Source organism: Actinoplanes couchii (assembly GCF_016862075.1).
GTDB lineage: Bacteria > Actinomycetota > Actinomycetes > Mycobacteriales > Micromonosporaceae > Actinoplanes > Actinoplanes couchii.
In genome coordinates this window covers 115,406-128,717 of record NZ_BOMG01000082.1, presented here as the reverse complement: position 1 = coordinate 128,717, position 13,312 = coordinate 115,406, and the positions used below count along the sequence as shown (strand labels likewise).

Genomic DNA, 13,312 nt, shown 5'->3' with positions numbered 1-13,312 from the left:
TGGATCGGAACCGGTGCGGTCTCCACATGAAAGGGCGACATCGTGAAGCTCGGTGACGGCCGCTACGAGCTGGACGAACTCCCCTTGGCCCGCGGCGGCATGGGCGAGGTGTGGCTCGGCCGTGACGTGCGGCTCGACCGGGAGATCGCCGTCAAGTTCCTCCGGTTCCCGAACGATGTCGCCGACGAGGCATTGGTACGCCGGTTCGACCGGGAGTCACGCATCACTGCCAGGCTGGAACACCCTGGGGTCCCCGCGGTCTACGACGTCGGTGTGCACGACGGCCGCCCGTTCCTGGTCATGCAACGTATACACGGCATCAGTATCGCGGACCTCGTCGCGGAGCAGGGCCCTCTGCCGATCGGTTGGGCCGCGAACATAGCCGGCCAGGTCTGCGCGGTTCTGGTGGCCGCGCATGCGGCCGCACTCGTTCACCGTGACCTGAAACCACGGAACCTCATCCTCGAACCTGATGGTTCGGTGAAGGTCCTCGACTTCGGCTTGGCGGTCGCCCCCACACTCACCGACTTCTCTCGGATCACCAGCACCTTCCAACGACTGGGCACGCCTGACTACATGGCACCGGAACAGGTTGAGGCCGGTGACAGCGAGCCCGCCACGGACCTTTATGCCTTGGGCTGCACCCTGCACGAGATGCTCACCGCCGAGCACGTCTTCAGTGCGCCCACGCCCTTCGCCGTGATGGTGCGACAGGTGAGGGATGCCCCGGCACCGCTGCGGGCACTCCGTCCCGATGCGCCTCCGGAGCTGGAGAAGCTGATCCTCGATCTGTTGGAGAAGAAGCCTCACGACCGTCCCGCAGGGGCACTCGCCGTCTACGAACGGTTGCTCCCGTTCATCTCCGGCCTTCCCGATCTGCCTGGATTCCTTCGGCCTCTAGGCGTCCCGAGTTCGTCCCGGCTGTATGCCGGGATGCTCGCGAAAATCACCGTCGACGACAGCTCCGCTCTTGAGAACGACAGCGACGCGGGAGTCGAGACCCCACACGATCCGCTGGCCACGGCGATCATGTCCCCGGAATGGCGGGAGGTACTCCGGCGATCCGATCAAGATCACCCTTCTGCGTCGTTCCTCCTCCGGGAACTCGCGGTACGTGCGCTACCGGTACCCGTCGCGGTCTTCGATCTCGGTGGGCGGTCGCGAGGGATCTCCCTGGCTTGGCCGGAACGCAAGGTGGCGATCCTTCTGCCGGCCGATGGGGCCGAGTCGTGGACCGCAGGTGACGCGGACACGTTCATCGGAGCCGGGTGGGACGCCCGACCTGTCGGCGCTTGGAATGTCGAAGGTCTGACCAGGCGGCTGATCGGATGAACGCACACGAATTCGCTCAGGCAATAGGGTGTCACCGTGGCGAATCGTGATCCGGCCGACGATTACCGGGCAGCTGTCGAACGGCTCTTCGACCTCGTGTCGGAAGTGGCCGCCAAGCGATCGCGCGCGGAAGTGCTCGACGCCTTATCCGAAGCACAGGTCGCCGTATCACGGGTATACCGAGGTCAGGTCGCCCGCTCGGAGAGTGGCGCGGGGGCGCGTCCGCGAATCCTCGCGTATCTGAGAGCACACCTCGGCGAATGGATCAGCAGCGAGGACATCGCCGCCGTGTCCGGCATCGGCGAATGGGCCCGGCGCATCCGGGAACTGCGGCTAGAACAGGGCTATGAGATCGAGGAAGGTGGTGGCCGCTACCGTCTGCTCACCCTCGAACCGAACGAGGCCCGCCGCGATCGGTGGCACACCGTTTCCAGAATCCGCAATCGGGAGGGAACCTCCCTGGATCGGGTTCGCGAACTACTCCAAGCCCTGGCGGGTCAGGTCGTGACCCTCGACGAGATCAACCGTGTCGCCCACGGCAAGGACGGCCCGAGCCTGGCTCGGCAGCTTCGCGATCGTGAGATGTGGCCTGTCGAGACGAGCGCCGATGCCTCCGATCTCGGCGGTGGAGACCACAGGCTCGCATCATCGTATGAGTCCGATCTACTGCATCCGACGCAGGCCTCGTTCCCCGAGGAACTGCGGCGGCAGGTCTTCTCCCGTGACGGATTCACCTGTCGAAGCTGCCGACTCAGCCGGTCGCCAGATGATCGCCCCTTCTATCTGGTGGTCCGCCACTTGGATGCACGGCCGGAAGCGTTACCCGCGTTGTCGGTGGAGCGTCTGTCCGACGTCGGGCGCCTCGCGACCTCCTGCAATCGATGCCCACATTGAGACCGGTCTGAGCCCGGTCTCCGTTTCAGTGCTGCCAGAGATGGTCGTACTCCCGATACGCAAGGCCTTCCCCGAAGGCTTCGAAGGTGTCGGCGACGTTGACCACCAGGCACTCCGGTTCACCTCCGTTGAGGGGCCCACGGAGGGCACGCCCGACCATCTGTATGTAGGTGTTGGGACTGAACGTCGGCCGGGCGATGTAAAGCGCCCGCACTCCGGGAGCGTCGAAACCCTGCGTCAGCACATTGCAGTTGGTGAGCACCTGAATGCCACCCTGCCGGAACGCCTCGATGGTGCGTCGTCGTTCCGGCAGTGAGGTGGAACCGCTGATGGTGGCAGAGGATCTGCCCCGTAGTCGCAGCAGTGCCGACAACGTGGTGGCGGCGAGTACCGAGGAGGCGAAGACCAGTGTGGGCCAGTCGTGGGGCAACTCGCAGATGTCGTCGACCAGTCGCATGGTCCGCTCGTGGTCGCGTCCGACCCGGTCCAGCACCGTGTTCGGAACGTCGTCGTACCTCGTGATGTGCTCCCGTTCGGATACATCGAAGGAGTACGACGAGCCCGGCAGGACCCGGTGCCGGACCTCGGCCAGGACACCGAGCCGTTGCAATTCGCCGTAGGGATCCTCACCCAGCACGTTGAGGCGTCTATTGTCGAACAACGCAGCCAGCACCTCGTTGGAGGTCTTGCCGTTTCCGTGGAACGGCGTCGCGGTGAGGCCGAGTAACGGGCGGGCGGTCTCCCCGGAGTTGATCCCGAGCCACTGCAGTGTCGCGGTGATACCGGGCGCTGTGGCACCGTGAGCCTCGTCGACGACGACGGCAGCCGCGGTGAGCAACCAGTCGTAGTCGGAACGGGCACGGATGCGATCGAGTTTGGCGTCGGTCGCCACGATGACTTCGGCGTCCGATTCACCGGATGTGATCTCGTTGTCACCCCAGAGCCGGCACAGACGCAGCGGACGATTGCCGAGCAGTCTCCACACCGTGATCCAGGACTGAACGGCCTGTTCGCACAGCTCCTCGCTCTGAGCGATCCAGAGCACGGGTCCTCCGAGTTCCCGTGCCCGGATCGTCTCCACGAGTGCCTCCACCGTCACTCGCGTCTTGCCCGCGCCGGTCGGCAGGAAGAGCAGTGCACGCTCGGGTTCGGCGGCGGTACACACCAGGCGCCGAATCTGGACGGCCAACTCGCGTTGATACGGATGCAACGGCTTGAGATCGGGAGGACCGAGCACCGTGACGTCAGAGTCCAGTTGTCGGCCACGTTCGCCGGCGAACTCGGCGGGAAATCCCAACCGGCGGACGAAGGCGATAGCGGGGCCTGAGCCCGCCCACGTGTCCGGTACGTCGAAGCCGTTGTCCGCGAGGTCGCGGCGTAGGCGATGCAGCGCGTTATGGCCGTGGACATGCAGGACCAGTTCGGCGAGGCCTCGGTCTCCGGTGTCCGCGGACGAAGCTCGTATGGTGCTCAACAGACCCGAGGGGAGAGCCGCCTCCAATACCGACACAGGAAGCAGGGCCAGCAGCTTGTCGGCCGGGTCGGTCAGTGCTCGGGCCTGTGCGATCGCGGTCTGAACACGTTCACTCTCCGCTTCCTGCAGCACCAGCAGGATGTCTGCGTCGCTGAGGTGCAGGGAGAAATGACCAGAGATCTCAGCGAGCAGCTGATCCGCGTCGAGGATGCGCTCGAAGTAGACGGCACGTCTGTCGACGGCGAATCTCTCAGGATGCGACTCCATCCCCTCGGACAGGGTCACGACACGGCTGACCGAGGAGCAAGCGATCAGTACGAAGTCGTCGAGGGCACCACGGGCGTAGTCCCGCAGTCGCCGGAACCGGTCGAGTAGGGCGACGGCCTCACCGGGTTCCTCCGGCACGATCTCGACACGGAGGAACCCTGATGCCGCCCGGCAGCCCCAGACGGTATGAAGGCTCTCGACGCTCCCCTCGTCCTCGACCGCGACGAAGGGCAGGTTCAGCTCGACCAGGGTCCGGATCTCCTGCTCAGTGACGGCGATCAGCAACTCGGTGGGCGCCACGCTGTCGTAGCCGATGCCACGAACCGCCGGCACGGCTGTCGGCTTCTCGTCGGGCGGAAGGCCACGGGAAGCCACGGAGATCAGATCGCCGAGCAGATGGGGATCGCCACCGGTCGGGATGCGATCCAGGAACTCCCGCCACATGTCGGCGGGGACGGCCTTCAGATCCGCGATGGTCTCCAGCTTCGCAGCGACAGCCCACACCGCCACCGGCATGAGCGGTGCCATACGGCTCATGCCGGGATTCAGAGAACGGTGAGGCTGGCGCGGACCCCAAGCGGTGTCGAGCAGTCCATAGGTCTGCGACGCCCATAGGTGAGGGGCTGTCACTCGATAGGCGGGGAACCTCTTGGGATTCGGGTGATTCAGGGTCCATACCTCTGGAACCTCAGACCCTAGAAGCTCTCTGGTCCATGTCATCCGAGCCTGCTCGTCGCCCGAGTCGGCAAACCTGCGCAGGACGTGAAGCGGTCCGAGACCTTCACGTTCCACGAAGTCGATCTCGCCCCTGTCTCGGTGTGGAACGCCTAGATCCTCGACGAACCGCACCCGCTGTAGTCGTCGATACTCCAGTTGGGTGGGATCCTGGGCTACTACGGCCGAGACGACCGGCAGCATCGTCACGCCGATCGCACGTAGCAGGTTCAGGTGGTCACGATGGAATTCCGAGTCGATCGCCACCGACTCGTCGATCGGGTCGACAAGGCCCGGCACGACCGTATAGCTGACGTGCTGCCAGCTCCCATCGCGGCATAGGACCTTCAATGCGGCTCCCCGGGCGACGTGCTCGGTGAGAATCTCCCGTGCGTCGTGGTTGTTGATCCTTCCCACCAGGTCCCAGAACCCGTGCCAGTCCGGTGCGCTCCAACGGCCCGTGGCCATCTCGGATAGTCGGCGGAGCTCCAGTCTCGGATCGACGTCGGTGAAGCCGAGCGTCCGTAGCTGGTCCTCCACCTCCGGCAGTGCTACGAACGAGTGCCGGACCAGCCGAATCCCTACAGAGGCACTCAATCGGTCGCCGTGAAGGAAGATGTCGCGGACCGCGTCCAGGCGCGCCAGTGTGCCAGCGCTGTCGGGAATGACTGCGGCTCGGCGTAGCTCGCGCCGCAGTGCGTCATCGCCGACTGTGAACAGGACCCGTAGCGCAGCCCGACACTGTTCGTCGCTCGCGTCGCTGACCAGGTGTTCGAGCCACTGCGATGCATCTATTTCGTTGGATGCCGGCTGCGACAGGTCACCTCGGACCAGACGCCGCATTCGGGCTCGACGGGTCGGCGTCCGATAGCAGGTGGGGTGTGGGCTTCGGTGCGGCCGACCCGGCGCATCGGACCAGGCCTTCACTCCCGCGTACTCCAGATGGAGGTCGGTGTTCGGATAGGTCAGGTAGGCAGGTGACCGCAGCACTCCCGCGGCATCGGGCACACATGCCGTCGCGGCGGCAGCCACGGGGACCAACTCGGTCAGGCGGTGGTCACCGAAGTTGTCCGTCTCACGACCACGGGCAGGCATGTAGTCGAAGTGCCGAGCCGGGTCCTCGGCCGAATTCAGGTATGGCAGCGAACTCACCAGCAGATCGGCCGCCACCTCGAGCAACTCGTCGTTGAAGCGTCCGGGCAGCAGGTTGGTGCGGTCGTCGGTCACCTGCCAAGGAGCGTTGAAGACGCCCCGAGCCGATGTGGTGTCGAGCAGTGGGAAATAGGCCCAGAAGCGACCCAACTGTTGCGTGTCGTCAAGCGGAGCAGCGTACGACAACGTCACCTCGGGACGACGGGTCGTTTCGCTGACCTCAGCCAAGGCCTCCTCTGACGGACGATACCCGCGATGCCACACCATCCAATCCGAGGGAATTCCATCGACTCCCGTCAACCGATAACGATGATCGTCGAGTTGCTCGCAGCCGAACTCGAAGGCTCCGTCATCCGCGAGCCTGATCGCCAGCTTCGACACGAAGGGTGCGAACAGCATGAACTCGCGCGGGAAGGAGCGCATGCCCTCGATCAGGCGGTCGACATCACCGACCAACGGCAACCGCACGATGGTCTGAGCCCACGAGCCGAATTCGGCCAGAACCGGATCGGCATCCATCTCGGCAGTCGCGTCGACGAGCGCGGGTAACCGCAGCACGGGATATCTCCGCGCCGTAGGAGCGATCTCTGCAAGAACCTGTCGACTGCTCTGGGCACTGAACGAGAAGGACACCGAACGACTTAGCACCAAAGGTGCGTCGGTGACGCCCAGAATCGATTTGAACCCGAGGCCGAACCGGCCGATGTCATCCCCGCGTTTGTCGCTGAGATAGGCGTGGGTGACCGCCTCGAGCCCTTCCCGGGTGAATGGAGCCCCCTCGTTCGCGCAGTACAGCATGTCGCCGACGATGGCGACCTCCACGCGGCCACGATGATGCGAACGCCGTAGGGCGTCGGCTGCGTTCTGCACGAGTTCGAGTACCTGCCGCTGCGAATAGCCGCCGGTCCGGAAACTGTCCTCCTGCGCGGCATGCTCTCGTACCAGCGCCGGGTCGGCTACATATGCCGCCAGCATCCTGGCCCGTTGCGCCTCGATCCAGGCCCTGAGACCCGCATCCGGTTCATCCCATGAGGTGAAGCCTGTCACGGAACCATTATCGCCACGCCTGCCCCGATCGATGTTCCCGGACTGTGTCGAGCCTGGCTGCAGCGCAGGCTCCGACCGGAACTCAGTTCAGGTAGCCCTTGAGGTGCCTGGCGATGGCGGCGGCGAGACCGGACGGGACCGCGTTGCCGATCTGTTTGGCGATCTCCGTTTTGGAACCGCACCACAGGTACTCCTTGGGGAAGTCCTGCAGGAGTGACGCCTCGTAATGGGTGATGACCCGGTTGACTCTGCGCTCCGGATCCTCTTCCCACTGGGGGTGCAGGTACTGGCCTTTCTCCGGTTTGAAGAACTCCGTTCGGATCGTCAGGGACGGGGCGTCCCAACGCATCCGGCCCATGACGTCGGTCGTACCGGTCTTCTTCTCGCGCCAGCACCGGGACAGCAGGTGGTCCGGGAGGTTGAAGCGGCCGCCGCCCGGCGGGATGTGGTCGTAGCGTTCCAGGGACATCGCGGTCGGCTGGCGGCCGAAGTGGATGTCGGTGCCCTTGAACTCGCCCCGGATCCGCTCGCCGAAGTATTCGGTCGTCGAGTCGGGGAGCTCGGTCGTCGTCGGGTGCGGGTCGATTCCCGCGATTCGGCTGCGCACCGTCTCCCACGGCTTCAGCTCGCCGGTCGGGACCTTGGCGTGGGTCGGCTTCGGCAGCGGGATCTCACCGATGCGGGATCCGATGACGATCGTACGAGGCCGGCGTTGCGCCACGCCATAGTCTGCAGCCAGGAGTACACCGGGTGTGAGCTTGTAGTCCTTGATCATGCCGTGATCGGCCTCGGCCAGCAGGAGCTGGAACTCGCTGGCTCGGGAGAACCGCTCGACGTTCTCGATGACGAAGACCTCGGGGCGCGCCTTGACGACGAAGCGTAAGTACTGCTTCCACAACGTGTTACGCGGGTCGTCCACATCCTTGCTGCCGAGGTTGGAGAAGCCCTGGCAGGGCGGCCCTCCGATGATCACCTGGGCAGGGGGGATCTCACTGTCGGGAACCTTCTCGATGTCACCCCAGTGGGTATGACCCTCACCGAAGTTCGCAGCGTAAGTGGCAGCGGCCGCGCGGTCCCATTCGACGGACATGACGGGATCGAAGCCTTCGCGCTTGAACCCGACGGTCATACCGCCGCATCCCGCGAACAAGTCGATCATGCTCAGGCGGTCACTCACCCACGGAATGCTAGCCGCCGATCATCACAAGACGGGTGACGCCGAGCGCTCCTCAGCAGATCGGGGACGGAGATCTGCACCTCAACTCGTCTCGACCGACCCTCACGACGACTTCGTCACGAAGGTAGTGCCGGCAGCGCGTCGAACGAACCGGGGTCCTTACCTCGAACGTGAGAGCGGACTTTAGATCACTGGACAAATGTTCTATCGTGTCATGACACACGCTGACCTTGGTGTCATGACACCAGCCCACTTTGAGGTGCAACGATGCCCAAAGTTCTTGACCTGTACTGCTGTGCCGGTGGAGCCGCACGCGGCTACCAGAGAGCCGGGTTCGAGGTGGTCGGGATCGACATCGAGAACCGGCCGAACTACTGCGGTGACGAGTTCGCACAGCGGGACGCGCTGGCCGTGCTCGAAGAGCTGGTGAAGAACGACGGCGAGCTGGAGCACTACGGCCGGTTCGACCTGGTCCACGCTTCGCCGCCCTGCCAGGCGGGCTGCACCATCACCAACGGCACGAACAAGGCGAAGGGTTGGGGTCGTCAGCACGAGCAGCTGGTTCCCGCGACCCGCGAGCTCCTCGACGCCACCGGCCTCCCCTACGTCATCGAGCAGCCCACCGGACACGGCGGCCTGATCCGCACCGACCTCCGGCTGTGCATGGACATGTTCCCGATCGGGGAACCGCCCTGGGTCCAGCGCCACCGTGACTTCGAGATCCATGGCTTCACGGTCGAACAACCGAAGCATTCGAAGCACCGCGGTTACGTCCGGGGGATGCGACACGGCGTCTACCGGGACGGTCCCTACGTGGCCGCATACGGGAACGGCGGAGGCAAGGCCAGCATCATCGAAATGCAGCACGCGCTCGGCATCGACTGGACCTCGGAGCGTGAGGAGCTGACCGAGGCCATTCCACCGGCTTACACCGAATGGATCGGCGAGCACCTGTCGAGAAGCCTCGCCGAAAGCCTCAGCATGTCATGACACCTGCGATACTGGCCTCGTGCCGAACGCGCCCAGGACTCCCCGGCGTACCGTTCGTGTCTCCGACCGGGTCTGGGACGCGGCGAAAGCTACGGCGGAGCGGCGAGGCGACAATCTGTCCGAGGTGATCCGTCAATGCCTGGAACGGTATGTCAGGCGTAACCCGCCGGCGACGGATTCCGCGGAGGCCGGCGACGATTGAACAGGGCTCCCCTGGTCCCACAGCAAGACCGCCGGCCGGGTGAGATGAGGTGCATGTCCGACAAATCTTGGGCGTCGTCCGCGGGTGTCCGGAAATCGATGCAGGCGAACACCGGACGCGACACCAAACCGGAACTGGCGCTGCGGCGGGCCGTTCACGCCCGAGGCCTCCGCTACTTCGTGAACCGGCGACCGATCAAAGCGGTCCGCCGCACCGCAGACCTGCTGTTTCCCCGCCTCCGACTGGCCGTCTTCCTCGACGGCTGTTTCTGGCACGGCTGCCCTCGACATCACACCATCTCGAAGACGAATGCGGCGTTCTGGGCGGAGAAGGTGGCCACGAACCGCCAGCGGGACACCAATACCAACCTTCGACTCGCTGATGCCGGATGGACCGTTCTTCGGATCTGGGAGCACGAAGCCATCGAAGAAGCGGCCGACAAGGTCGCGGAGACCGTCACCACTCTGCGTCACGCGAGCCCTCGATCGGATGACCCGCCAGCCTCATGAGACCCGGCGCGGGCAGGCCTTTCACCTCGGAAACCAGGTCGTCGTAGTCTCGTAGCCGTCTCTGCCGCACCAGCCGTCGAAACGTCTGCATCGGCGACCACGTCTCCGGCCGCCGACTGCCACGCACCGAGAGCGCCGACATCGCCTTCGAGCGCCGGAAGATTCAAGTGATAGACGCAATCGACGGCGCCCGACCCATCACCGAGGATCTTCAGCATCGACGGGCGTGTCTCCATGGTGATCAACCCGAAGTGAGGCATCCGGCCCCCGCGTTGCGCCACCAGCTTCGCGCCTTGCGAAACGCAATCCTGCGCTCGGTCGGTACGTAGAGACCACTTCGACGAGAGAGCGACGTGCAGTCGAGGAAGACGTCCAGCCTGAGGCTCGGCGATCGTCACGTCGACTTTGAGCAGAGCCTCCTAAGGCATGTGCTCCATCAGCTCGAAGGCGAGGTCGTCCTGCGCCTGAAAGGCCTTCGCAGCTTCCTCCATCAGGCCCAGGAGGGTCGCCCTCTCGGCCGGAGAGCCCATTGAGCGACCGGCTTCGAAAGGTGGTGCAAGCGTTCTCGCTGCTCCTTGATGACCTCGTTTGAATCGAGGAAAGGCGTCCAGATGTTCGTACTGTTCGAACGACGTCGCCGACGCGCTCCGGGTGAACTGAAGGTCTCGACGAAGTCCGGCCCGGTGCTGCTGCACCTGTTGCTCGAGTGCCACACCGGGATCTTGTCGCCCCACCTGCCCTTCCGGGATCCCCGCGATCCGAAACAACGCGTGCCCAGTTCCTTGGAGAGTTCGTCGCTGTTGTCGGAAGTGTTCAGATTGCCGTTGGGCCGAAATCCACACAGCAGGGCATGAACGGTGCGGGCATCCGATCAGCCTGCCACGGCGGATCGTCTGGAGGCCACGCGCTCGATCGCACCAACCCCATCGTCCCTCGCCGTCGCCTCGGGCCCGATGGGCGCGGGGTGGCCCGGCCACCTCCTGCCGCGCATTGGGGCCACGGTTGTGGGTGGTGCGGTTGTGAGAGGTGTTGGCGTATCGGTTCAAGGGTTGCTGTTGGGTTGTTCCTTGAAGTTCTGGCGAAGCGGGTGGGAGGCGGGGTCGAAAGGGAGGGCGGCGCCGGTGGGCGGTGCCGATTTCTCCTTGGGGGTTTCGCCGTTTTGGGGTCTATGTTCGCGCCGCTTCGGGAGCGTAACTACCGGATTTGGGCTGCCGCTGATCTGGTTTCGGTTGGTGGCACCTGGATGCAGGTACTGGCGTTGAACTGGCTGATCCTGTCCGCCACCGGGTCGGCCACCGCCATGGGCGCGGTGGTCATGTTGCAGGCGCTGCCTGTGCTGCTGCTCGGGAGCTGGGGTGGGGCCCTTGCTGATCGGCTTCCTGCGCGTCCGTTTCTGATCGGGTTTCAGGCGCTTCGTGCTCTGCTTGCCCTGGCTCTTCTGCTGCCGGGTGGGGTTTTGCCGGGTAACTGGCTGATCTATGCGGTCGCGTTGTTCTCCGGGGTGATCAGCTCGTTCGAAGGGCCTGTTCTCGGGCGGTTCGGGTCGGCTCTGGTGCCGCCTTCGGCCCTGGGGTCGGCGCTTGCTCTGGGGTCGGTTCTCAGCTCGGCTGGGCGGATCGGCGGGATGGCGCTGGGCGGCGTGCTGATCGGGGTCACCGGGCCATCCGCGCTGTTTCTGATCAACGCGGTCTCGTATGTGGCGGTCATCGTCGCACTGCTGGCCATGCGGCCGGGGGACATGCGCGAGCTTTCCGCACCTTCCCGGGCGGACGGGGGTGTGGTGGCCGGGTTCCGGTACCTGCTCGGGCAGCCGGTGATCCTTGTCGTTCTGGCGCTGTCGTTCGTGCTGGGGTCGTTGGGGCGCAACTATCAGGTGTCGATGGCGGCGATGGTGGCCGGGCCGCTAGGTGGGTCGTCGGGGTCCTACGGGTTGCTGTCGACGGTTTTCGCGGTGGGTGCGGTGGCGGGTGGGCTGCTGCTGGCGGGTACCGGGCGTTCGACGCTGCGGGTTCTGCTGGGTACCGGGTTCGTGATCAGCGTGCTGCAGCTTCTCTCGTCTCTCGCCCCGAACGTCCTGGGATTCGCCGCCCTGATCCTGCCGATCGCGGCCGGCGCGGTCATCTTCGACACCGTCGTGTCGACGCGGATTCAGCTGGACACTCGTGAGGAGATGCGCGGACGGGTGCTGGCCACCGTCGGCATCGTGTCGTCGCTGTCCGGCATCGTCGGCGCGCCGGCCATCGGCTGGCTCTGTGACACCCTCGGCGCTCGGGAAGCCCTCTTCACGGCGGGGGCGGTGACCACGGTCGCCGCAGTGGCCGGTGGGGTTGCTCTGCTGCGGCTGAAGGGACGCGCCCTGAGCTGGCCGTTCCTGCTGGGGCGTCCGGCCGAACAGGCTGCCTGACACGAGAAGGCGGGAACCCCCACGGGTTCCCGCCTTTCGTTTGTCCGGCTCACCGTGACCAGGTGGTCAGGACCCCGTTGTTCAGCTGGTGGATTCGGCCGTTGGTTACCAGGAGCTTGCCGGGGAAGTCGGGGGTGGTGGGGGTGCCGTTGTCGGGGTTCAAGGGGTGGCCGCCGGCGTAGAGGAGATCGCCTGCTCGGGTCGGCTGGGTGGCTTCCGCGGATTGGGTCCTGCTCCACGCCTTTGTGCCGTCCGCCGTGTTCAGGGCCAGAATGTTTCTGCCGGAGGCCCGGTAGATGCGGTTCTCGTCCACTGCCATCTCGTTCGTGTCGGTCTTGGAAGATGGGATCTTCCAGCGGACCGCGCCGTCGGACACCCGGATCGCGCTCAGGTTGCCTGCGGCGTCTGTGGCGTAGAACCACTCGCTGTGGGGGTCGGCTGCCCGTGCTGTCCAGGTGGAATCTCTGGTCCAGCTGTCCTTGCCGGTCAGGATCGAAGCCGCCGAGCTCTTGGTGTCTTCGGTTCGGAGCAGGAGGGTTCCGTTCGCGGAGACCTCCGACGTCAGAGCGTTCGGTCGGGACCACAGTTCCCGGCCGTCCCGGGTGGCGAAAGCGGTCACCTCGTTGTCGTCGGAGGCTGAACCGCCGGAGACCGCCACCACGCCCTTGTCCACGACCATCGAGGTGATCGGGCTTCCGGTGCTCTGCTGCCAACGGGGCAGGCCGGTGCGGGCGTCCACTGCGAACAGGTAGCCGTCCGGGTCGCTCTGGGAATTGCAGTCGTTTCCGGCGGCGATCACCAAACCGTCGCTCACTGCCAGTCGAGGCGTGCCGGTGTCGTCGGCGTCTTTCCAGTCGTACCGCCAGAGGGGCTGTCCGGTTTTGACGTCGTAGGTCGAGAGGCCGAGCTGGTCGCTGACGTGGATGCGGCCGCCGGCGACCACGGGGGTGGCGAACCGGGAGCAGCTTTCGGCGCTGGTCCGCAGGTCGACCTGCCACGTCCGGGTCACCTTCGCGATGGTGGCGATGGTGACCCGGGTCTCGTGCGGGTTGTAGTGGCTGTCCTCCGCGTCGTAGCCGGGATGGTCCCAGAGGCCCAAGGCGAGCACGGCGGTCAGGATCAGGCTAGATGCGGGCATACCGCCGATTAT

General features: G+C 65.3%; 10 protein-coding genes. 5 read left to right on the top strand and 5 right to left on the bottom strand.

Translation table 11 applies throughout. The annotated features are described in order from the left end of the window. Positions 1-84: 84 nt before the first annotated feature. On the top strand, positions 85-1,332 hold the full coding sequence (locus tag Aco03nite_RS33090; RefSeq protein ID WP_239145646.1) for a serine/threonine-protein kinase: 1,248 nt from the start codon (positions 85-87) through the stop codon (positions 1,330-1,332). 36 nt (positions 1,333-1,368) lie between these two features. Further along, positions 1,369-2,226: a KpnI family restriction enzyme N-terminal domain-containing protein gene (locus Aco03nite_RS33085; protein WP_203802013.1), complete on the top strand. Its 858-nt coding sequence runs from the start codon at positions 1,369-1,371 to the stop codon at positions 2,224-2,226. Positions 2,227-2,251: 25 nt separating this feature from the next. Here Aco03nite_RS33085 and Aco03nite_RS33080 read toward each other — a convergent pair whose 3' ends face one another. Next, positions 2,252-6,880, bottom strand: coding sequence for a sacsin N-terminal ATP-binding-like domain-containing protein (locus Aco03nite_RS33080; RefSeq protein ID WP_203802011.1), 4,629 nt, complete (start codon positions 6,878-6,880; stop codon positions 2,252-2,254). An 82-nt stretch (positions 6,881-6,962) separates the two neighbouring features. Beyond that, positions 6,963-8,057, bottom strand: a complete 1,095-nt coding sequence (locus tag Aco03nite_RS33075) for a DNA cytosine methyltransferase (protein ID WP_239145645.1) — start codon at positions 8,055-8,057, stop codon at positions 6,963-6,965. Positions 8,058-8,324: 267 nt separating this feature from the next. On the opposite strand from Aco03nite_RS33075, the gene Aco03nite_RS33070 reads away from it, so the two are divergent. Both Aco03nite_RS33070 and Aco03nite_RS33065 read left to right on the top strand, forming a co-directional pair. Beyond that, positions 8,325-9,047 (top strand): DNA cytosine methyltransferase, encoded by a 723-nt coding sequence (locus Aco03nite_RS33070; RefSeq protein ID WP_203802008.1) that lies wholly within the window; start codon positions 8,325-8,327, stop codon positions 9,045-9,047. 246 nt (positions 9,048-9,293) lie between these two features. Next, complete coding sequence (locus Aco03nite_RS33065) at positions 9,294-9,758, top strand: very short patch repair endonuclease (protein WP_307837664.1); 465 nt, start codon at positions 9,294-9,296, stop codon at positions 9,756-9,758. Here the strand turns inward: Aco03nite_RS33065 and Aco03nite_RS54815 are convergent. Together Aco03nite_RS54815 and Aco03nite_RS33055 are read right to left on the bottom strand one after the other, a co-directional pair. Then, positions 9,719-10,156, bottom strand: coding sequence for an NgoMIV family type II restriction endonuclease (locus Aco03nite_RS54815; RefSeq protein ID WP_203802002.1), 438 nt, complete (start codon positions 10,154-10,156; stop codon positions 9,719-9,721). The genes Aco03nite_RS33065 and Aco03nite_RS54815 overlap by 40 nt on opposite strands. Positions 10,157-10,177: 21 nt before the next feature. Next, positions 10,178-10,471 (bottom strand): hypothetical protein, encoded by a 294-nt coding sequence (locus Aco03nite_RS33055; protein WP_203801999.1) that lies wholly within the window; start codon positions 10,469-10,471, stop codon positions 10,178-10,180. Between the two features lie 347 nt (positions 10,472-10,818). Between Aco03nite_RS33055 and Aco03nite_RS33050 the strand changes: the two genes are divergently transcribed. Further along, positions 10,819-12,162, top strand: a complete 1,344-nt coding sequence (locus Aco03nite_RS33050; protein WP_239145643.1) for an MFS transporter — start codon at positions 10,819-10,821, stop codon at positions 12,160-12,162. A gap of 49 nt (positions 12,163-12,211) precedes the next feature. Here Aco03nite_RS33050 and Aco03nite_RS33045 read toward each other — a convergent pair whose 3' ends face one another. Beyond that, the gene (locus Aco03nite_RS33045; protein WP_203801996.1) at positions 12,212-13,300 is read right to left on the bottom strand and encodes an outer membrane protein assembly factor BamB family protein; all 1,089 of its coding nucleotides are present in this window, start codon (positions 13,298-13,300) and stop codon (positions 12,212-12,214) included. Positions 13,301-13,312 lie beyond the last annotated feature (12 nt).

What these genes read in the sequence shown, in the direction of transcription:
- Aco03nite_RS33070 (WP_203802008.1), top strand. Translation starts at nt 8,325, where the DNA reads ATGCCCAAAGTTCTTGACCTGTACTGCTGTGCCGGTGGAGCCGCACGC.
- Aco03nite_RS33065 (WP_307837664.1), top strand. Translation starts at nt 9,294, where the DNA reads ATGAGGTGCATGTCCGACAAATCTTGGGCGTCGTCCGCGGGTGTCCGG.
- Aco03nite_RS33045 (WP_203801996.1), bottom strand. Translation starts at nt 13,300, where the DNA reads ATGCCCGCATCTAGCCTGATCCTGACCGCCGTGCTCGCCTTGGGCCTC.